The organism is Sphingomonas sp. ASY06-1R (assembly GCF_052180265.1).
Taxonomy (GTDB): Bacteria; Pseudomonadota; Alphaproteobacteria; order Sphingomonadales; family Sphingomonadaceae; genus Sphingomonas_I.
Map to the genome: position 1 here is coordinate 2,688,917 of NZ_CP197464.1, position 19,864 is coordinate 2,708,780.

Genomic DNA, 19,864 nt, shown 5'->3' on the forward strand with positions numbered 1-19,864 from the left:
ATAACGCATCTTGCCACGGCTTTGGAGTTGCATTTCACCAGCCGCATGACGGCTCTTTCACATAGTTGGTAACGTCACCGGCTGAACAGCTTGCGGTCCTTGACCTTCCGCGCATCCTCATAGTCTTCCGTCCACCACGGTGCCTGCCCCGACAAGGAAGGTGCCTTTCTGAGGACGAGCGGTCCGGCCGCCTTCTTCCGCTGCTTCAGCGCCGCCCGCCACTGATAATGGTCGATCATCCGCAGCGCCTCGATCATGTAGCTCGTGGCGACGCGGCGGTCGCGTACCAGCACCAGGTTTTCGCCGTTGCTGCCATCGGCCGCCTTCGACATGTTGTAGGAGCCCAGATATACCCGCGCGTCGGCTGTGTCGAAGTCGAGCACGATGAACTTGTGGTGCATACGCGTGCCGCCATTGCTGGCGGTCAGCGCCTTGGGCTCCTCGGAGAAGGGGGGCGGCGCGTCGCTGCCCAGCGGCACCACATAGGTCGGGGGCAGGTTGGAGCTGCCGACCGCGACCTGGACGCCGGTGCGCTGGTCGGAGATGCCGGCGACGAACAGATCGTCATGATTGGTCCGCTCGGCCAGGGCGTCGCGGATCGCGCCCGGCGTGATCGAAAGGAACGCGAGCGAATAGAGGATAGAGGAGCCCGCTTGGGCGACATCGGCACCGATCGATGCAAGCACACTGTTCGCGGCGGAATGCGGGGAAAAGCAAACCTTGGCGTCCACGCCGGGCACGCCGAGGTCGGACCAGCCGGCGGAAGGACTTTGCTTGAAGGCCTCGGGATGGTCCCAATATTGATCGAACGCCGTTCGAAAAACTTCAACCGGCCGCGCGCCCTCCAGCACCAACGCGTTGTTCGACTGCACATACAGACCCCGCCAGCTCATATTTGTCGAACCGCACAGCGCCCGCTGCACCGCGTCACCATCCACGAAAATCGTCTTGTTGTGCTGGAGCTTGCCCATCGACTGCCGCTTCACAGCCACGCCCGCCTGTGCGAGCTCCCGCGCGGCTTCGTCTTCCGAACCCCCGACATGATCCTCCGAATTGTCGATGATCACGCGGGCACGGTCGCCAAGCCGTCCCAGGCGCTCCACGATCTCGGGCAGGTTGAGGTCGAAGGCGACCACACCGACCTGCGCGGTCGGATCGCCTAGCGCCACGTCGAGAAGGTCGAGGATGGCCCGCCGTGCCTCGAACCCCATCCACGGATAGGCGGCGGCGCGGTCAGGATGTGTCGGCACGAATGTGAGGCCGTCGTCGGCATCGCCCGGCACAAGCGTGTCGACCGGTCCGTGGCGCGCGAAACGATCGACAAAGGCCTGCGACGATATGAAGCCGCGCGTGAACGCCACGTTCAGCGCGCCTGGGACGGTGTCGCGGGCCAGCGCGATCGCAGCAGATTGCGCCACGCCGGCTTCCAGCCTTCCGTCCCCGTTCATGCGCATGGGCGTGACCCGGTACCGATAGGCGCCCGGCAGTTCGGCATTGCGTGGGAAGTGGACCCAGCGGAACTTCTGGATGGGCGCGACCAGCGTGGAGAAGGTCTCCGGCCGCTCAGCGCTCGGAGCAGTGCCTGCGTTCGCCTCGAAGCTCAGCCGGTTCTTGACCGGAAAGAAATGCTGGCTGCCCGGCTCCGCATATTCGATCGCGAACCCGACAAAGTCTTCCGGCGGCCGCCCCGCCCGCCAGTCCATCGCCAGCAGGGCCATGCCCTCGCCGCGGTGGACCTTGAGCTTGAAGGGCGCTTCGGCGACCTCACCCTCAGCGAAGTACTCCACCGGCATGCCGATCTCTCCCTCGAAGATCGTAACGGTAGCACAACATCCAAGACGGCTCCATGACACGTCGTGCCGGCGCAGCGGGGAAGGACGCGATCAGGACGAGGACGTCGGCCCGATTGCCGCGACAGGTCGCTTCGCGTCGTGCGCCAGGCCTTGAGCGTTCGGAACGGCGATATCGGCTGGTCCAACGTAACAGGCGTAACCCGATCTTGATGGTGCCTCCGCCCCGGCGTGCCCTAGCACCGCCGCACCGATCGGGACGCCCGATGCGGGTATCAAAAGGAAATGTCGTGAGCCGTCCCGACCAACCAGGCCGATCGCATCTGCTCCCCACGCGCTACATCGTATTTCTGGTTGTCGCCGCGGCCGCCCCCCTCGCCTCAATGATCGGCAATCTGCCGATCGCGATCGCACGCGGCAACGGCGCCGGCGTCCCGGTCTCGTTCCTGATCGCCGGAACGATCCTGATCGCCTTCACCACGGGGTATGCCTTTATCGGGCGGAGGGTGGTCAGCACGGGCGCCTTCTACACTTATGTTGCCGAAGGCCTGGGCAAGCCGCTGGGTGTGGGCACGGCCTATTGCGCGGTTCTCGCCTATTCAGCGTTCACGTTCGGGCTGGCGGCGGCCTGCGGCTATTTCGACGAACAGGTCTCGCTCGCGGTGGGCGCGAAAGTGGACTGGACGATCTGCGCGGCGGTCTCGGTGCTCGTCACGGGCCTCTTGAACCATCGCTCGATGGAGGCCTCGTCCAAGCTGCTCGCCGTCATCATCGTCGTCGAAACGGCCGTGCTCCTCGTCTTCGACATAACGGTGGTCGCGGCGAAAGGCTGGGCGGCATTCCCGCTGTCCTCCTTCGGGCGCGATTCCTGGCTGGCGCCGGGGTCGGGCGTCGCCCTGATGACGGCCTTCACCTGCTTCGTCGGCTTCGAATCCGGAGCTCTGTATACCAAGGAGGTTGCCGATCCGGTGCGGAGCATACCGCTCGCCAGCTACATCTCGGTGATCCTGATCGGATCTTTCTACCTGATCACAGCCTGGATCACGATCGGCGCGCTTGGCGCCCCGACGGCCAAGGCGCAGGCGGTCGCGCACGGCGGCACGCTCATGCTGGATCTGATCAAGCAATATGATGGGGAGATCGCCGCCGACGCGGCCGGCGTGCTGTTATGTACATCGATGCTGGCGACCTACATCGCGATCCACGCCGCGGCGTCCCGCTACGTGTATGCGCTCGCCCGCGAGGGACTGCTCCCGCGACCGCTCGCCCGGTTCGACGAGGCGCGCAATGTTCCGGTCGCGGCCACCGTCTGCCTCTCCGCCGCGACCGTGCTCTGCCTCGCTACGGTCGCCTCGGCCCGCACGGATCCTTACGCCGCGATCATTCCGGTTCTGATCGGGATGGGCACGCTCGGCATCATTGCGCTTCAGGCGCTCGCGGCCGTCGCCATCCTGGTCTATGCCTTCCGACGGCGGCAGGAAGCAGGGCCGGTGGTGCTGTTTGCGACCGTCGTCGCCGCCGTCGGCCTCGCGCTGGCACTTGCGACCGTCTGCTCCAACTTCACCCTTCTATCCACCGTCGATACGCCCTTGGTGGCGTGGCTGCCGGCCCTGTATCTGGTCACGCTCGCCGCCGGGCTCGGCTTCAGCCTTTGGCTTCGCCGGGCCCGTCCGCAGCAGTTCGCGAAGCTGGCGCTCGTTGAGCACCGAGCGTCGCACCAGCTGCGCTGACAATTTAGTCGACCCAGCCGTCTAGCGGGGCTCTCAGCCGTCGGAGGCTGTCAGCTCCCTTCGGGCGAGCGCCCCACGGCCAGCAATATTGACAAGTATACGCATGACGCGTACGAACTGTCGTGTGTCGATGCGTTTTCAACAGCGGCGTGACGGCTGTTTCTCATATTTGGCACCGTCAGCGGGATCGAAGCCGTACTACGCTGTCCCAGACGGCGGAGCGGCGGTTGATCCTCGCACCCGTCCGGTCCGATGGGCGGCCGGCCGGACGCTGCCGCAAATTGTGAATCATCAAGTTCGTTTCTGGTGTTTTTTGTTTTCGCGCTGCGGAGAACCGCGCCGATCAGCCATCAACCGGCCGGCGGCCTGCCCTACCCCACGCGGCCATCTGCTTGACGGCGCAGAGGGGCCCAGGCCGGCCTGCCGTCCTCAGAACTTGAACCGGGCGGACACACCGATGATGCGCGGATCATTGATCATGCCGGTCAGGTTGTTGAAGTCGATCGCGCTCACGGCCCGGATCTGGTTGAGGATGTTGCGGGCGAACACCGCCAGTTCCAGCCCGTTATGCATCTGGTAGCCGATCTTCAGCCCGCCCTCCAGCAGCGCGCGGCCGCGGAATTCCTTGGCGGTGTACAGGAAGTAATTGATCTTGCTGCGATAGGCCCAGTCGGTGAAGGCGAAGATCTCGTCGCCATTGCCGAGCGGGATGCTGTAACGCGCGGTTGCATTGGCCACGTAACGCGGCGCCTGCGGCAGATCATTGCCGTTGATGATCGCAAGCCCCGCCGCATTGAGCGGATCGGTGACCGTGCAGCCGCCGCCACATGGGCCGACCGCAATATTGGGGTCGCGGATCTCCGTGAAGTTCCAGCTTCCGCCCACGGTCAGCGCCAGTTGCGGGACCGGCCGCACCTCCAGCGTGGTTTCGATGCCGTAGCCGATCGCATGGTCCGCGTTCAGCAGCCGGGCCGAATTGTTGGCGCCGCCCACCGCGGTCAGCTGCAGGTCCTTGGTGCGATACCAGTAAGCGTCGAGATCGAAATGAACCGAGCGATCCGCGCTCACCAGCTTGATGCCGCCCTCGCCGGAGAAGGTCGTCTGTTTCTTGGCGACCGACGGCTGGCTGAAGAAGGTCACGCGATCCTGGATGGCCGGGCCGAGATAGCCGGTCGCGGCGCGCGCATAGAGATTGACCTGATCGCTGATCGCATAGGTCGCGCTGGCATCCCAGGACACATTATTGCCCTTGGCGCGGTTGGTCAGCGGCAGCGCCACCGCTACCGATTGGCTGGCCACCGTCTCTGCTGCGTAGGCAGGGTTGAGCGCGATCGTGTCGCGCTTCTTGTCATGCGAATAGCGCGCGCCCCCACGCAGCGTCAGCTTGTCGGTCAGCTTATAGTCGACCGAGGCGAACAGACCCAGCGTCTGGTTGGTATCATCATGCAGGATGAAACCGTTGATCTGGCCACTGTCATAGAAATATTCACTATAGTAGAGCTTCTGGTGGAAATAATACGCGCCCGCCTGAAGACGCAGGCCGTTCATATCCTCGGTCGCGAAGCGGACCTCCTGGCTGAATTCGCGCGGCTTGGTGACGCCGCCGGTGTTGGACGGGAAGGCGCCGACGTTGATCTGGCCGAGCGTACAGCCGGGGATGAAGGCATAGCAGCTGCCGCCATCGACGTCGCCCGTGCTCTCTACCTTGGCGCGTTCATAGGCGGTGACCGAGTAGAGCGTGCCCACGCCCTCGAAATGATAATCGAGGTGAAGGTTGGTGCCCCATTGCGTCAGCGACTGGCTGGTCAGCCCGTCGAGCGAGACATGGTCCTTGTCGAACTCGGGCACGAAATGGTTGCTGCCCTTTTCGAAGATGCCGGCGCGGAAGACGCGCGGCGTACCGTCGAGGTCGCGGCCGTGAACGTTGAGCAGCGCATTGAAGTCGCCCGACGCATAGCCCAGCTGCAAACGTCCGGCGAGATCGCGATAGCCTTCCAATTTGTGGTCGGCGAAGCCGCTGGTCGCATCGTTGGTCACCCAATTGTCGCGGCGCTGGAGCAGGCCCGACGCGCGGAAGCTGAAGCCGCCGCCCAGTGGCCCGCCGACCGCGGCCTCGGCATTGACGGTGTTGTACGTGCCATATTCGGCTTGGGCATAGCCGCCGAAGGTGCTGCTGGGCTTTGCGCTGTTGAGCTTGATCACGCCGGCCGGCGTGTTGCGCCCGAACAAGGTCCCCTGCGGCCCGCGCAACACCTCGACGCTGGCGAGATCGAACACGGGAAAGGATTTGAGCATCGGGTTTTCGAGCGCGACATCGTCATAGACGACCGACACGGGCTGCGCGGCGTTCGGATCGAAATCGGTATTGCCGAGGCCGCGAATATAGAAACGCGGGAAGGTGCGGCCGAACGAGCTTTCGATCTGCAGGCTGGGCGTCCGCGCCGACAGGAAGCGAATGTCGAGACCGCTGCTGTTGAGCGTGTTGAGCGTGTCGCCGCTGAGCGTCGTCACGGCAACCGGGACATCCTTGGCATTTTCCGAGCGGCGGGTTGCGGTGACGATGATCTCGCCCCCATCGACCGGAGCCGACGCTTCAGGGCCATCCGCCGCCATCGCCGGACTTATCACCAGCAGCCCGGCAAGTGCGGCACCACAGCTGAGCATGCGGCGCGCATGAGCATTTCGAAGCGATACAGTCATGGCGCATAGTCCCCCGAAGAGCCCCGCATCCACCCCACGCATCTTCTTGCGGATGGCCGCCGAGACGCTGCCGATCAGCTCGCAACTTTCCCGATGTTTGCCAAGCCACGCCGCACCATCCCTGCCATGGCCTGTGGCTTCACGCAGCCGCTGTCACTTTTCGGCAACATTCCGTCGCCGGGCAAAAGCTTTGTTACGCGATGATGTCCGGGATCAGCTGATCCTCAAGCGTGGCGATCTCGTCCTTCAGCTTCAGCTTGCGCTTCTTCAGCCGCGCCACCTGCAGCTGATCCCCCGCGGGCGCCAGCAGGATCGCTTCGTCGAGCGTACGGTGCTCCTCTCGCAGCACGCCGATCAGTCGGATGATTTCGGTTTCGTCCATCATTCACCCATCCTGCGACGGCGCCCCCGTTAGGCGTTAGAGGCCGCGGGCTCAAGGCCCGGCGAACTGGTTCAATTTTGCGAGCGGTGGTGCAAATCGGCGGGAGACAGATGGCGCGATGCATGTTCTATTCACAGGTCCGACCTGTGAAGAAGGAGCGAGTCGACTATGACGAATTCCCACTCTGCCACGTTAATGGCGAAGCATGCGAGACTGGATGCCCAGATCCAGAGCGAGTCGCATCGCGCGGCGCCGGATACAATGTTGGTCGCGATGCTGAAAAAACAGAAGCTTAAAATCAAGGAAGCGCTCGCCAAACTGGGCTGAGCGCCAGCGCAGTATTGCGCGTAGACAATCCCCCCGGCTGCACGGATGCGGCCGGGGCCTCTGCCCTACGGCGGATAAAACCTAGTTCTTCAGCTTCCAGCCGCTGCGGATCAAGGCGTAGCAGGCGGCACCGAGCGCGATGTTGACGAGCAGCAGAACGATCACGCCCGTCAGGATCGGGCTGTCGCTGGTGCCGAGGAAGCCGTAGCGAAAGCCGGAAATCACATAGAAGAACGGATTGACGTGGCTGAAGGCGCGGAAAGCGCCATGCAGGCCGTCGATCGAATAGAAGGTGCCCGACAGCAGCGAGAGCGGCTGGACGATGAAATTCGTCACCGTCGCGTTATGATCGAATTTCTCCGCCCAGACCGACGTCATGACGCCAAGGAAGGACAGCATGCACGCGCCCATCAGCCCGAAATAGAGCGCGGCCCACGGTACGCGCGGCAGAATATGCCCCGGCCAGATATTCACGAGCACGAGCAGCGCGATCATGATCAGCACGGCGCGGGTCATCGCGGCGGCGACAAGCGCCGACAGCAGCTCGCCGGACGACAGCGGCGGCATCAGATAGTCAACGATCGTCCCCTGCATCTTGCCGACCAAAAGCGAGAAGCTGGAATTGGCGAAGGCGTTCTGCATCATCGACATGGCGATGAGGCCCGGCGCGGCGAAGGTGGCGAAGGGAACGCCCATCACCTGCTTGCCATCATGCCCGAAGGCGATCGAAAACACGACGAGCAGCAGGAGCGCGGAAAAGGCCGGCCCCCAGATCGTTTGCAGTTGCACCTTGAAGAAACGCCGCACCTCCTTGATATAGAGGGCGCGCAGTCCTGCCCAATTGATCATCGGGATCACCGGTTCGCCGGGGGCGGGACGTTTAGTTTCGATCGAGGTGTCGTTCACCAGCGTCCGGTAGCCACCGGGTGCGGCAGCGGCAAGCCTCGAAGCTATGGGAAGCAGTTGAAAATGTCGTGGACCGAGGAGCGGATCGAGCAGCTGCGGCAGATGTGGCAGTCCGGCAATACGGCCAGCCAGATCGCCGAAATTCTGGGCGGCGTCAGCCGTAACGCCGTGATCGGCAAGGCACATAGGCTGGGGCTGCAGTCGCGCCCGTCGCCGGTCAAGGCCAGCGAACCCGCACCGGCCGAGCCTGTCGCGAAAGCGGCGCCCCCCGTGGCTGAGCCCCCCGCCCCACCGGCTCCGGCTGCCCCGGCGGCGCCTGCCTTCACGCCCGCGCCGGTGGTGGAACAGGCCGCTCCGTCCTCCGAGCCGAAGCCGATTTCGGTGACGCTGCCCGAGCCTCGCGTGGACACGCCGATCGTGCGGTCGATCGGCCCGGGCGGCTTCCAGCGCCAGAATCCGCATGAACAGCAGTCGCCGATCCCGCCCGCGCCGCCGCGCCGGCTGGTCCCGGCCAAGCCGTCGGCTGAGATGGCCGACAAGACGAGCCTGCTGGATCTGAACGATCGCATCTGCAAGTGGCCGCTCGGCCACCCGGGCGAGCCCGACTTCCACTTCTGCGGCAACCCGGTGAACCCGGGCTTTCCCTATTGCCTGTCCCACTGCTCGGTCGCCTATCAGGCGCAGCTGCCGCGCCGCGACCGCCGTCCGCCGCCGCCGCTGCCTTATGGCGGCCCGCGCGTCCGCTAAAGGCGGCTAGGGCACGCGTCGGATCAACTCTCCCCGTTACATCTGGAACGGGGAGAACCGACACTGGTCGCAGTAGAGGAACATCGTGTCATCCTTGCCGAAGAACACTCTTCCGACCGCATATCCGTCGATGCTCCACTCGGCCGTCTTGCCTGTGGAGAAGGTGATCCGCCCGGACGCGTAACAGGGCGATTCCGGTAACGTGTAATGCACCGATCCCTGATCGGTCTTCCAGGCGCGCTGGAAATAACGACGCACTTGCCGCTCGGTCAGAACGAACTTGTTGCAAGGTGGCGGAAAATTGGGCTCCAGCCATGCCTGCTGGCCATTCTTCTCAATGACTATAGCTGTGATGCGCGGCAGCCGTAACGGGCAGACGGTTGGACCTTCATCGGGGAGCTCGACGCAATGTTCGACTGGTGCGATCGCCGCGAGGAAGGCCAGAAGCATCATTCGATAGTGGCTCCACCAAATGCTGGCCTGCTCGTATCATCAACGTGCAGCGCAGGCGATATGACCCGTTAGGTAAAGGATATCCCAAGGCTATGGTTTTGTCTGCGGGATCATTGCCTAAGCGAGCGCGTTCGGCTGTGATGATGTTTCTTCGCCGCGCATGCTTCGCTGTATTGTTGCTCGCACCTGCCACCGCATATGCGACAGCCGACGATCTGCGGTCGGTCGCGGGCATGCAAAGCCATAACAGCGCCCTCATCGTGTTCGCGCCGTCGCTTGCGGATCAACGCATGCGGCAGCAGCATGCGATCATGGCGCGCCTGGCAATCCAGGCGGCGAGCCGCGACCTGTTGTTCGTCCAGGTCGACGCCAATCGCGTCATCGGTGCGCATGATACAGCGTCCGCGCTGCGCCGTCGTTTCCAGGTGCCGGACGGCGGATTTCGGGTCGCGCTGATGAGCAAGAACGGCAAGCTGATCCTGTCCGGGAGCAGGCCTATTGCCGGCGCCGCGATCATTCATGCGATCGACGCTGCACATTAAGGCGTGGATCCGTCCATCACACGGACGGGATAGCTGACAGGCGCCCCGAGACGCTCTAGGGTCCACGGACTTATGGCCGATGACCTCTTCGCTTCCACCGGACAATCCACCTCGCAAAATTACGACGCTTCCGCGATCGAGGTGCTGGAGGGGCTTGAACCCGTCCGCCGCCGCCCGGGCATGTATATTGGCGGAGTCGACGAGCGCGCGCTCCACCATCTTGCCGCCGAAGTCCTGGACAATGCGATGGACGAGGCGGTGGCCGGGCACGCCACGCGGATCGATGTCACGCTGGCGGCTGGAAACCGGCTGACAATCACCGACAATGGCCGCGGCATGCCGGTGGACGAGCATCCCAAATATCCGGGCAAGTCGGCGCTGGAAGTGATTCTCACGATGCTGCATTCGGGCGGCAAGTTCAGCGACAAGGCTTATGCGACTTCCGGCGGCCTGCATGGCGTCGGGATCAGCGTCGTCAACGCGCTATCCAGCGATACCGTGATCGAGGTTGCGCGAGATCGCACATTGTATCGGCAAACCTTCTCGCGCGGCCTGCCGACATCGAAACTGGAGACGATCGGCCCGACTCCCAACCGCCGCGGCACCAGCGTTGCCTTCACGCCGGATACGGAGATTTTCGGCGAGGGCATGCGGTTCAAGCCGACGCGGCTCTATCGGCTCGCCCGGTCGAAAGCCTATCTCTACGCCGGAGTCGAAATACGCTGGCGGTGCGATCCGGAACTGATCGGCGACGACACGCCCGCCGAGGCCAGCTTCCAGTTCCCGGGCGGGCTGGCCGACCATCTGCGCGAACAGCTGGGCACGCGCGAATGCGCGACCGCCGAACCCTTTATCGGCCGGCAGGACTTTCCGAATGGCCAGGGTTCCGTCGAATGGGCGGTGGCGTGGCCGATCTATTCGGAAGGCTCCTATTCTTATTATTGCAACACCATCCCCACGCCCGACGGCGGCACGCATGAACAAGGTCTGCGCGCGGCGCTGATCAAGGGAATGCGCGGCTTTGCCGAATTGGTCGGCAACAAGAAAGCCAAGGATCTCGCGCCCGAAGATGTCGTCACCGACGTCGAGCTGATGCTGTCCGTGTTCATCCGCGATCCGCAATTCCAGTCGCAGACCAAGGATCGGCTCACCTCGCCCGAGGCCGCCAAGCTGGTGGAGAATGCGGTCCGCGACCATCTCGATCACTTTCTTTCTGACAATATGGAGCGCGGCCGCGCGCTGCTCGGCTTCTGCCTCGACCGGATGGACGAGCGGCTGAAGCGGCGGGCCGAGCGCGACGTGAAACGCAAGACCGCCACCAGCGCGCGCAAACTGCGCCTGCCCGGCAAGCTGACCGATTGCGCCAATGACGATCCCGAGGGCACAGAATTGTTCATCGTCGAAGGCGACAGCGCCGGCGGCTCGGCCAAGCAGGCGCGCGACCGCAAGACCCAGGCGATCCTGCCGATCCGCGGCAAGATCCTGAACGTCGCCAGCGCCACCGCCGACAAGATCCGCGGCAATCAGGAGATTGCGGATCTTACCCTCGCGCTAGGCTGCGGGGTGCGGGACAAATGCGATCCCGCCGCGCTGCGCTATGAGCGGATCGTCATCATGACCGACGCCGATGTCGACGGCGCGCATATCGCGACGCTGCTGATGACCTTCTTCTTCCAGGAGATGGGGCCGATCGTGCGCGACGGACGGGTGTTCCTAGCACAGCCGCCGCTCTTCCGGCTGACCGCGGGCGGCAAAAGCCTCTACGCGATGGACGAGGCCGAGCGCGCCGCGATCGAGGCCAATCAGTTCAAGGGCAAGAAGGTCGAGGTGTCGCGCTTCAAGGGGCTGGGCGAGATGAACCCCCAGCAATTGCGCGAAACGACGATGGACAAGAAGTCGCGCACGCTCATCCGCATCACCCTGCCCCAAGAATATGAGGAGCGCGCCGGCACGCGCGACCTGGTCGATCGGCTGATGGGCAAGAATCCGGAACATCGCTTCGCCTTCATCCAGGCCAATGCCGCGGCGATCGAAGAAGACGCGATCGACGCATAGCGAGCGTGAATGCGCCGACTTTCGGCGACAGCCATGGGAAAAATCGGGCGGCTCTGAAGAGTTTTCCGAACTGTGCCGAGCGAGAGGTCAGCCGCGCTCGCTGAGCGCCGCAACCAGCGCCTTGACCTTCTTCTGGCGCCATTGCGGGACCGGCGCGATCAACCAATAGCCCTTGGCACCTTCCTTGTGCGCCAAGACCTTGACGCGCCCCGAGGCGATGTCCGCCTCCGCCAGCAGGGCCGGCACGGTCGCCTGGCCAAGGCCCGCAGCGGCGGCATCAATTGCCAGCCCGGCATCGGCAACGGTGATCGCCGGCTCGCTATCCTGTTGCGGGCAGCCGGGCCACCCGATCGCGCGATCGGTCGCGTCGCCCAAGCCCACCGTGACATAGTCCTTGCCGCCGAGCGGCACGCCTTCATGTTCGCCCTTATCCTCGGCGAAACAGATGGCGATATCGAGGTTGGCCTGCGTGAAATCCAAGCTGTCGTCCGCAGCGACCATGGCGAAGCCGAGCTCCGCGTCCGTTCGCCCATAATCGGCCAGCCGCGCCGCCAGCCATTTGGCGGTGAAATCGCGCGGCGCCGCTATCGTCAGCCGCTTGGACGATTGCTGCGACTGCATCGCGCGCACGGCTTCCTCAAATTCGAGGAAGCCACGGCGAAGCGCGTTCAACCCGGCTTCGCCCTCCGGGGTGAGCTCCAGGCCTTTCGCGGTCCGTCGGAACAGGACGACGCCCAGCACATCCTCCAGCGTGCGGATCTGCTGGCCCACTGCGGCTGGGGTGACCGCCAGTTCATCGGCGGCGCGTGTGAAGGACAGATAGCGGGCCGCTGCGTCCAGCACGCGCAGACCGTTCAACGGAAGATGCGTCCGCTTCATTCCGTCACCTCCGGGCCGACCAGCGAGAAACGGGGGATGGCGACATCGAACAGGGTGCCGTCCGCATCGACCATCTGATAGCTGCCTTCCATCGACCCGGTCGGAGTGTCGAGCGGGCAGCCGGAAACATAATCATAGGATTGGCCCGGCGCGATCACCGGCTGCTCGCCGACGACGCCCTCCCCCTCGACGAGATGACGCGCGCCCCGTCCGTCCATGATCACCCAGCGCCGGGTGAGCAACTGGACGTCCTGCTCGCCAACATTCTCGAGCCGGATATGATAGGCCCAGAACCAGTTGCGGCTTTCCGGATCGGATTGTTCGGGCAGGAAGCTGACGGATACGCGCACGATCACGTCACGCGTCTGCGCGCTGTAGGGAAACAGCACCGCGAGCGTCGAGGGCATCATAGCCCCACCGCCGTCAACGCGCGATCCAGGTCCTCGATCACGTCCTGCGGATCCTCCAGACCGACATTCAGCCGCAGCATACCCTCGCCCACCCCCATCGCGGTCCGCACCTCTTCACTGAGGCCGGAATGGGTGGTCGAGGCGGGATGCGTCATGAGCGAGCGCGAGTCGCCGATATTGTTGGAGATATCGACCAGTTCCAGCGCATCCAGCAGGCCATGCGCCTGCGAGCGTCCGCCTTCGACATTCAGCGCGATGATCGTGCCCGCAGCCTCCATCTGGCGCGTCGCCAGATCATGCTGGGGATGGCTGGCGAGGCCGGGATAGAGCGTGGCCACCCGCTGATCGAGGAAGGTCGCGACCTTCAGCGCATTCTCGCTCTGGCGCCGGATGCGCAGATCGAGCGTCTCCAGCCCCTTGAGCACTACCCAGGCGTTGAATGGCGACAGCGTCGGTCCGGTGTTACGCGTGAAGGCCAGCAACGTCTTTTCGATAAACTCCTCGCGCCCGCAGACCGCGCCGGCGAGCACCCGCCCCTGGCCGTCCATCATCTTCGTGGCCGAATAAGCGATCACATCGGCGCCGTATTCCAGCGGCCGCTGCAGCATCGGTGTGGCAAAGGCATTGTCCACGACGGAGGTGATGCCGGCCTTGCGGGCAATGCCGCACACCGCCTCCAGATCGACGATGTCGAGCGTCGGATTGGCGGGCGTCTCGAAGAAAAACAGCTTCGTGTTCGGCCGGATCGCATCCTGCCACGCGTCGGTATCGCGCCCGTCCACGATCGTGGAGGAAATCCCGAATTTGGGCAGCAGCGTATCGGTCAACCAGCGGCAGGAACCGAAGGCGGCACGACCGGCGACGATATGATCGCCCTGCTCCAATTGGCACAACAAGGCGGCCGTCATTGCGGCCATGCCGGTTGCCATAGCACGGCAGGCCTCGGCACCCTCCATCAGGGCGATGCGGCCCTCCAGCATTTCCACCGTCGGGTTTTGCAGGCGCGAATAGGTCATGCCCTGCTGCTCGCCGGCGAAGCGGGCGGCGGCATCGGCAGCCTTGTCATAGCTATAGCCCGACGTGAGGAACAATGCCTCGCTCGTCTCGCCATATTCGGAGCGCGCGGTGCCGCCGCGCACCGCCTGGGTGGCGGGACGCCAATTATTCGTGATGGAACGATCCTGGCCGGTCTTGCGCTTCATGGCGCATGCCTTTGCCCGCCGGTTGACGGCCGCGCAAGGTGGGCCGAGACCGCGCACCCGTTCGGAGACCTGCTATGACCGATATTCGCGATATTCCGCTGGACACAATCAAGGGCGAGCACAGCAGCCTTGCCGATTATGCCGGGCAGGTGTTGCTGGTGGTGAACGTCGCCTCAAAATGCGGGTTGACGCCCCAATATGAGGGCCTGGAACGCCTTTATGAGAAATATAAGGAAGACGGGTTCGTCGTCCTTGGCTTCCCGGCGAACGACTTTGCCGGCCAGGAGCCGGGCACCGATGAGGAGATTGCGAGCTTCTGCACGACCAATTTCGGGGTCGCCTTTCCGATGTTCTCCAAGATCACCGTGGCAGGGCCGGAGAAGCATCCGCTCTATCGCGAACTGACCGCTGCGATTCCGACGGCAGCTGGGGCGGAGGGCATGCGCAGCCGTCTGCAGGGCCACGGCATGACGCCGAACCCCGAGCCCGAAATCCTGTGGAATTTCGAAAAATTCCTGATCGGCCGTGATGGCACAGTGGTTGCCCGGTTCGCGCCCGATACGCTTCCCGAGAGCGATGCGATCGTGACCGCGGTCGAGCGGGAATTGTTTGCGAGCGAGTAAGCCGCAACGTGGCGTTCTAGCTGAGCTTAGGTGGCGGGGCCGCGGGATGACGCCTGTGATGGATGGGAGACGGCACGACTGTCTCGCCAATCCCCTCCACCGCTCTGCGAGCGGTCCCCCTCCCCGTTCCGGGGAGGAGGCAGCGAATGCGCAATCGCTAAAGGGCGGCGAGGACCGCTTCGCCCATGTCGCGCGTGCTCGTGGAACCGCCGAGATCGGCGGTACGGGCGCCGGCGGCCAGGGCTTTCGCGACCGCCGCCTCGATCCGTGCCGCTTCCGTATCCAGATCGAGCGAGTGCCGCAGCATCATTGCGGCGGACAGGATCGTACCCAGCGGGTTGGCCTTGCCCTGACCGGCAATATCGGGCGCCGAGCCGTGGATCGGCTCGTACAGGCCCAGCGCGCTGCGCGAGGCGCGCAGCGATGCGGACGGCAATAGCCCGATCGAGCCGACGCACATGCTCGCCTGATCGGACAGGATATCGCCAAACAGATTGCCGGTGATGATCACGTCGAAATGCGCCGGCGCGCGTACCAACTGCATGGCGGCATTGTCGACATACATATGCTCCAGCTGCACTTCGGGATAATCCGCCGATACCTCGATCACGACGTCGCGCCACAATTGCGATGTTTCGAGAACGTTAGCCTTGTCGACCGAGCATAATTGCCCGCGCCGCCGCTTGGCCGTTTCGAAACCGGTGATAGCGATGCGCCGCACCTCATCCTCATCATAGCGCATGGTGTCGAAGCCCTCGCGCCGGCCGGTCTCGGTCGTCCGCCGGCCGCGGGGCGTGCCGAAATAGACGTCGCCGGTCAGTTCCCGCACGATCACCATATCGATGCCGTTCGCGACCTCCGGACGCAGCGTCGACGCATCGGCCAGTTCGGGGAACATGCGCGCCGGGCGCAGATTCGCCCACAGCCCCAATTCCTTGCGCAGGCCCAGAATGGCCTGTTCGGGCCGCAGGCGGCGCTCGAGCCCGTCGCAGGCAGGATCGCCGACCGCCCCGAACAGGATCGCGCGTGCCCGCTTGGCCAGATCCAGCGTTTCGGGCGGCAGCGGATGGCCCGCGGCTTTATAGCCGGCGCCGCCGACGGGGGCCTCCTCGAAGCTGATCTTGTCACCGCAGACGGCCACGAGCACGCGGCGTGCCTCGGCAATCACCTCCGGACCGATACCATCCCCGGGCAGCAGCGCGATCAGCATGTTCGAAGGTCCCTCGCTAAATCCGAGGCGCTCTTAGCGGGCGCGCTCGGCCGCGGCTAGGCGGGGTACGACGCCCGCCCGATGGAAAAGCCCTGCCTACCGCAAGCGGCGGCAGCGTCGCGCAGCGAGGGCCAGGCCGCTGATCGCGCCGATACCCAGCAGCCCCGCCCCGACCATCGTCCCGCCCACCCACAGCGCCGATACGGCCAGCATGAGCATGAAGTCGCTGATCGCCAGGACGCCGCCGACCATTCCTTCAGTCCGGTCTGACAAATTCGGAGACGATCTTGGCGCCGTCCTGCAACAGCGTTCCGCCCGCATGATCCCGGCAGGCTTCCTCCGCCTCCTCGGCGGTCGGACAGATCTTGATCGTGCGCCAGCCGATCCAGCGGCTAGCCTGCGCAACATACCAGTCGCGATAGCCCCGGCCGGAAACGATCGCTTCCAGCATGTTCTTACGCTGGTGGATCACACGATATCTCTTGGCCATCTCTACTCCGCCGCCAGCAACGTCTCCGCCCCGCCCAAGTCGACCGAGACCAGCCGGCTGACGCCGCGCTCGATCATCGTCACGCCGAACAGGCGGTGCATGCGGCTCATCGTCACCGCATTATGCGTGACGACAAGATAGCGCGTTTCGGTCTCGCGTGTCATCTCCACCAGCAGGTCGCAGAAACGCTCGATATTGGCATCGTCCAGCGGCGCATCGACCTCGTCCAGCACGCAGATCGGCGCCGGGTTGGTCAGGAACAAGCCGAAGATCAGAGCGACCGCGGTCAGCGCCTGCTCCCCGCCCGAGAGCAGGGTCAGACTGCCGAGTTTCTTGCCAGGAGGCTGGGCCATGATCTCGAGGCCCGCCTCCAGCGGATCGTCACTGTCGATCAGCGCCAGATGCGCCTCGCCACCCACAAACAAGGTGGCGAACAGGCGGCGGAAATGCCCGTCGACGGCTTCGAACGCCGCGAGCAGGCGCTGGCGGCCTTCGCGATTGAGGCTGCCGATCGAGCCACGCAGGCGATTCACGGCCTGGTACAGTTCATCCCGCTCGGCGGCATTGGTTTCGCGCGCGCCCTCGATCTCCGCCAGTTCGCTCTCGGCAACCAGATTGACGGGGCCCAGTCGTTCCCGGTCCGCCACCAGACGATCATGACGGGCGCTTTCGTCGGCCGCGGCGGCGAGGCTGGCGCTGTCGAAGCCAATCCGCTCCGGCAAGGTCGCGGCGGGGCAGGAGAAGCGCTCGCCCGCAAGCTTCGACAATTCGATGCGGCGGCCTTCCTGATGTTCGGCCCGGGCCTGGGCGCCCGCGCGTGTTTCCCGCGCGGCGGCGAGGGTCTCGCCGACCGCCGCGACGACCTGTTCGATCCGACGCAGTTCCGCTTCGCCTTCGCTTTCGGCGGAGCGCGCGGCTTTGGCGTGCGCCTCGGCGGTCTCCGCCTCGCGGGCCAGCGTGGCGAGCGTCTCATCCAGTTCGGCCGGGCGATCGGCGAGGCTGGCGCGCTCGGCCGCCACCGATTCTTCCCGCTTGGCCATCTCGGCAATCCGACGCGCGGCATCGCCAGCTCGCGACTTCCAGCCCTTAGCTTCGGCGCGGGCCGCCTGAAGCCGTCGGCCGTCATTCTCGATCGACTGGGCGAGCGCAAGCGCTTTGCCGCGCGCTTCGGCGAGCCGCGCCCGGGCGGCATCTGCGACGGCCGCTAGCTGCTCTACCTCTCGCCGGGTTTCACTGCCATCCGGCAGGGCGGCACGTGCGGCGGCGGCGGCCTGTTCGGCGGCGACCGCCTCCTGCTGCTCCTGGTCAGCGCTGCCCCGCCGCTGCTCAAGTGCCGCGGCGGCGGCATTGCGGCGTTCGATGGCGGAGGCGGCGGCATCTTCCGCCCGGCGCGCATTGCGCAAAGCGTTTTCGGCGGCGGTGATGGCGGCGCGGGTCGTGTCGATCGCAGCACGCGCTTCCTGCTGGGCACGACCCGCCTGATCCAGCTTGGCCTTGGCGGCCTCCACCGACTCCTTTGCGGGGGTGAGTTGGGCGAGCAATTCTGCATGGCGGTTGGCGCGGATCAGCCGTTCGGCGGCGGCGGCACCAACATCGCGCGCATAATAGCCATCCCAGCGCCGCATCTGGCCATCGCGCGTGACAAGCCGCTGGCCGACGGCAAGCGCCTGCCCGTCATCCTGATCGACGACGCCAACCTGTGCCAGCCGGCGCGCGAGTTCCTCTCCGCCCGAGACGCAGGGGGCCAGCGGAGTCAGCCCGGCCGCCAGAGGCGGATCACTCGCCGATGGGGCGCCGCCGGCCCAACCGCGTGCGCCGCCGGTACCGAGCGGCGCATCGAGGTCCTCGCCGAGCGCGGCCGCCAGCGCGCGTTCGTAGCCGGGCGCAACGCGAAGCTTGGTCAGGGCGCGATCGCCCTTTACTTGGGCAAGCGCGGTCGCAAGCGCGCGCTCCTCGCTTTCAAGGCCGGCCAGCAACGCGCGCGCGGCGGCGCTATCGCTTTCGGCGGCGTCGCGCGCGCCGGCGGCATCGTCGCGCCTTGCCTCCGCAGCGGACAAATCGTCGCTCAGGCCTGCCAGGCGCCCTTCGGCTTCGGCGAAGGCCGTGCGGGCGGCGTCGAGCGCCTCTGCCAGCGGTGCCGCCTGTCCTAGGCCGGCCAATTCGCGATCGAGCCTCGCGACCTCGCCATCGGCACGCGCACGGCGCTGGCGGGCGGCGGCGAGCGCGGTGTCGGCAATGCGGACATCGGCCTGTTCGGCCGCGGCGCGGGCCATCGCCTGGGCGGAGGCGACATCCGCGTCGCGGGCGGCACGCTCCGCTTCCACCACGCCGGTATCCAGCGTCGCGCGTTGCGCCTCCCCGGCCGCAAGCGACCGGGTGAGCCCCTGCTCTTCCGCGCTCAACCGCTCAAGCGCGGCCGCCGCATCGACGGCGAGCGTATCCTCCCGGGCACGATCCTGCACCAGCGTGTCCGCTTGCCGGGTCAATTCGGTGAGACGGCGCTCGATCGCGACCTTTTCGGCGCGCACGCTTTCGAGGCGGTGACGCACCGCCGCCGCGGCCTCTCGCGCTGCTTCGGCCGCGCTGCGGGCCTCTGCCAAAGCCACGGTCGCCTTACCGGCATGGGCCGCGGCGGCGCGTTGCGCCTCTGCCGCAGCCGCCACCGCCTGTTCGGCGGCGCGCGCCTCGGTCTGCGCGGCTTCTGCCGCAGTGGCGGCTTCGCGCCAGCGCGCAAACAGGGTGCGTGCTTCGGCGAGGCGGATGTCGGCCGAGAGCGTACGATAGCGCTCTGCAGCCTTCGCCTGACGACGGAGCGCGCCCATACGCGTCTCCATCTCCCCCAGCACCTCGTCCAGGCGCTGGAGATTGGCCTCGGTCGCGCGCAGCTTCAGTTCGGCTTCGCGGCGCCGCACGTGCAGCCCGGAAATACCGGCCGCCTCTTCCAGCATCTGGCGTCGTTCGATCGGCTTGGCGGCGATAACCGCCGCGATCCGGCCCTGGCTGACGAGCGCGGGCGAATGGGCGCCGGTCGCCGCATCCGCGAACAACAAAGCGACGTCGCGCTGGCGCACGTCGCGGCCGTTGATGCGATAGGCGGAGCCGGCGCCGCGCTCGATCCGGCGGACCACTTCATGCTCTTCGCCATTGGCATCGGTGAGCAGCGAGACTTCGGCGAAATCGCGCGAGGCCCGGCTGGCGGTGCCGGCGAAGATCACATCTTCCATGCCGCCGCCGCGCAAGGACTTGGCGCTGCCTTCGCCCATCACCCAGCGAATGGCTTCCAGCAGGTTGGACTTGCCGCAGCCATTGGGGCCGACGACACCCGTCAGCCCCGGCTCGATCAACAGTTCGGCCGGCTCGACGAAGCTTTTGAAGCCCGTCAGCCGAAGTTTTCTGATCCGCATCGCCCCCCGGCTTT

Annotated in this window: 18 protein-coding genes; 6 read left to right on the top strand and 12 right to left on the bottom strand. The window is 65.5% G+C overall.

The features are described from left to right. Positions 1–74: 74 nt before the first annotated feature. Positions 75–1,793, bottom strand: coding sequence for a phospholipase D-like domain-containing protein (locus ACSBM8_RS12940; RefSeq protein WP_442678424.1), 1,719 nt, complete (start codon positions 1,791–1,793; stop codon positions 75–77). Positions 1,794–2,080: 287 nt separating this feature from the next. Here ACSBM8_RS12940 and ACSBM8_RS12945 point away from each other — a divergent pair, with 287 nt between their 5' ends. Further along, the gene (locus tag ACSBM8_RS12945) at positions 2,081–3,520 is read left to right on the top strand and encodes an APC family permease (RefSeq protein ID WP_442678425.1); all 1,440 of its coding nucleotides are present in this window, start codon (positions 2,081–2,083) and stop codon (positions 3,518–3,520) included. 429 nt (positions 3,521–3,949) lie between these two features. On the opposite strand, the gene ACSBM8_RS12950 is transcribed toward ACSBM8_RS12945, so the two are convergent. Further along, positions 3,950–6,184, bottom strand: a complete 2,235-nt coding sequence (locus ACSBM8_RS12950; RefSeq protein WP_442678426.1) for a TonB-dependent receptor — start codon at positions 6,182–6,184, stop codon at positions 3,950–3,952. Between the two features lie 229 nt (positions 6,185–6,413). Beyond that, complete coding sequence (locus ACSBM8_RS12955; protein WP_420138113.1) at positions 6,414–6,602, bottom strand: YdcH family protein; 189 nt, start codon at positions 6,600–6,602, stop codon at positions 6,414–6,416. A 168-nt stretch (positions 6,603–6,770) separates the two neighbouring features. On the opposite strand from ACSBM8_RS12955, the gene ACSBM8_RS12960 reads away from it, so the two are divergent. Continuing rightward, a complete protein-coding gene (locus ACSBM8_RS12960; RefSeq protein ID WP_442678427.1) occupies positions 6,771–6,929 on the top strand; it encodes a YdcH family protein in 159 nt (52 codons plus the stop codon). A gap of 81 nt (positions 6,930–7,010) precedes the next feature. Here the strand turns inward: ACSBM8_RS12960 and ACSBM8_RS12965 are convergent, their stop codons facing one another. Then, the gene (locus ACSBM8_RS12965) at positions 7,011–7,778 is read right to left on the bottom strand and encodes an ABC transporter permease (RefSeq protein ID WP_442681592.1); all 768 of its coding nucleotides are present in this window, start codon (positions 7,776–7,778) and stop codon (positions 7,011–7,013) included. A gap of 120 nt (positions 7,779–7,898) precedes the next feature. Here ACSBM8_RS12965 and ACSBM8_RS12970 point away from each other — a divergent pair, with 120 nt between their 5' ends. After that, a complete protein-coding gene (locus tag ACSBM8_RS12970) occupies positions 7,899–8,582 on the top strand; it encodes a GcrA family cell cycle regulator (protein ID WP_442678428.1) in 684 nt (227 codons plus the stop codon). Positions 8,583–8,618: 36 nt separating this feature from the next. Here the strand turns inward: ACSBM8_RS12970 and ACSBM8_RS12975 are convergent, their stop codons facing one another. Then, positions 8,619–9,035, bottom strand: coding sequence for a hypothetical protein (locus ACSBM8_RS12975; protein ID WP_442678429.1), 417 nt, complete (start codon positions 9,033–9,035; stop codon positions 8,619–8,621). 140 nt (positions 9,036–9,175) lie between these two features. Here ACSBM8_RS12975 and ACSBM8_RS12980 point away from each other — a divergent pair, with 140 nt between their 5' ends. Both ACSBM8_RS12980 and parE read left to right on the top strand, forming a co-directional pair. Next, positions 9,176–9,577 carry a DUF4174 domain-containing protein gene (locus ACSBM8_RS12980; RefSeq protein WP_442681593.1) on the top strand — a complete coding sequence of 134 codons (402 nt, stop codon included), beginning with the start codon at positions 9,176–9,178 and terminating at the stop codon, positions 9,575–9,577. Positions 9,578–9,649: 72 nt separating this feature from the next. Beyond that, on the top strand, positions 9,650–11,632 hold the full coding sequence (gene parE / locus ACSBM8_RS12985; RefSeq protein ID WP_442678430.1) for a DNA topoisomerase IV subunit B: 1,983 nt from the start codon (positions 9,650–9,652) through the stop codon (positions 11,630–11,632). An 87-nt stretch (positions 11,633–11,719) separates the two neighbouring features. Here the strand turns inward: parE and ACSBM8_RS12990 are convergent, their stop codons facing one another. The 3 genes from ACSBM8_RS12990 to metZ are packed head-to-tail and all read right to left on the bottom strand — an operon-like array spanning position 11,720 to position 14,123. Further along, entirely contained in the window at positions 11,720–12,511 is a 792-nt protein-coding gene (locus ACSBM8_RS12990) for a LysR family transcriptional regulator (RefSeq protein ID WP_442678431.1), read from the bottom strand. Further along, complete coding sequence (gene apaG / locus ACSBM8_RS12995) at positions 12,508–12,921, bottom strand: Co2+/Mg2+ efflux protein ApaG (protein WP_442678432.1); 414 nt, start codon at positions 12,919–12,921, stop codon at positions 12,508–12,510. Before apaG ends, ACSBM8_RS12990 begins: the two co-directional genes overlap by 4 nt. Then, positions 12,918–14,123 (bottom strand): O-succinylhomoserine sulfhydrylase, encoded by a 1,206-nt coding sequence (metZ, locus tag ACSBM8_RS13000; RefSeq protein ID WP_442678433.1) that lies wholly within the window; start codon positions 14,121–14,123, stop codon positions 12,918–12,920. Before metZ ends, apaG begins: the two co-directional genes overlap by 4 nt. A gap of 74 nt (positions 14,124–14,197) precedes the next feature. Here metZ and ACSBM8_RS13005 point away from each other — a divergent pair, with 74 nt between their 5' ends. After that, positions 14,198–14,746 carry a glutathione peroxidase gene (locus tag ACSBM8_RS13005; RefSeq protein ID WP_442678434.1) on the top strand — a complete coding sequence of 183 codons (549 nt, stop codon included), beginning with the start codon at positions 14,198–14,200 and terminating at the stop codon, positions 14,744–14,746. 157 nt (positions 14,747–14,903) lie between these two features. Here ACSBM8_RS13005 and leuB read toward each other — a convergent pair whose 3' ends face one another. From leuB to ACSBM8_RS13025, 4 genes are all read right to left on the bottom strand, one after another. Next, the gene (leuB, locus tag ACSBM8_RS13010) at positions 14,904–15,956 is read right to left on the bottom strand and encodes a 3-isopropylmalate dehydrogenase (protein WP_442678435.1); all 1,053 of its coding nucleotides are present in this window, start codon (positions 15,954–15,956) and stop codon (positions 14,904–14,906) included. Positions 15,957–16,052: 96 nt separating this feature from the next. Further along, entirely contained in the window at positions 16,053–16,208 is a 156-nt protein-coding gene (locus ACSBM8_RS13015) for a hypothetical protein (RefSeq protein WP_442678436.1), read from the bottom strand. Between the two features lie 4 nt (positions 16,209–16,212). After that, positions 16,213–16,446 (bottom strand): hypothetical protein, encoded by a 234-nt coding sequence (locus tag ACSBM8_RS13020; protein WP_442678437.1) that lies wholly within the window; start codon positions 16,444–16,446, stop codon positions 16,213–16,215. Between the two features lie 2 nt (positions 16,447–16,448). Next, a complete protein-coding gene (locus ACSBM8_RS13025) occupies positions 16,449–19,850 on the bottom strand; it encodes a chromosome segregation SMC family protein (RefSeq protein ID WP_442678438.1) in 3,402 nt (1,133 codons plus the stop codon). Positions 19,851–19,864: the final 14 nt, after the last annotated feature.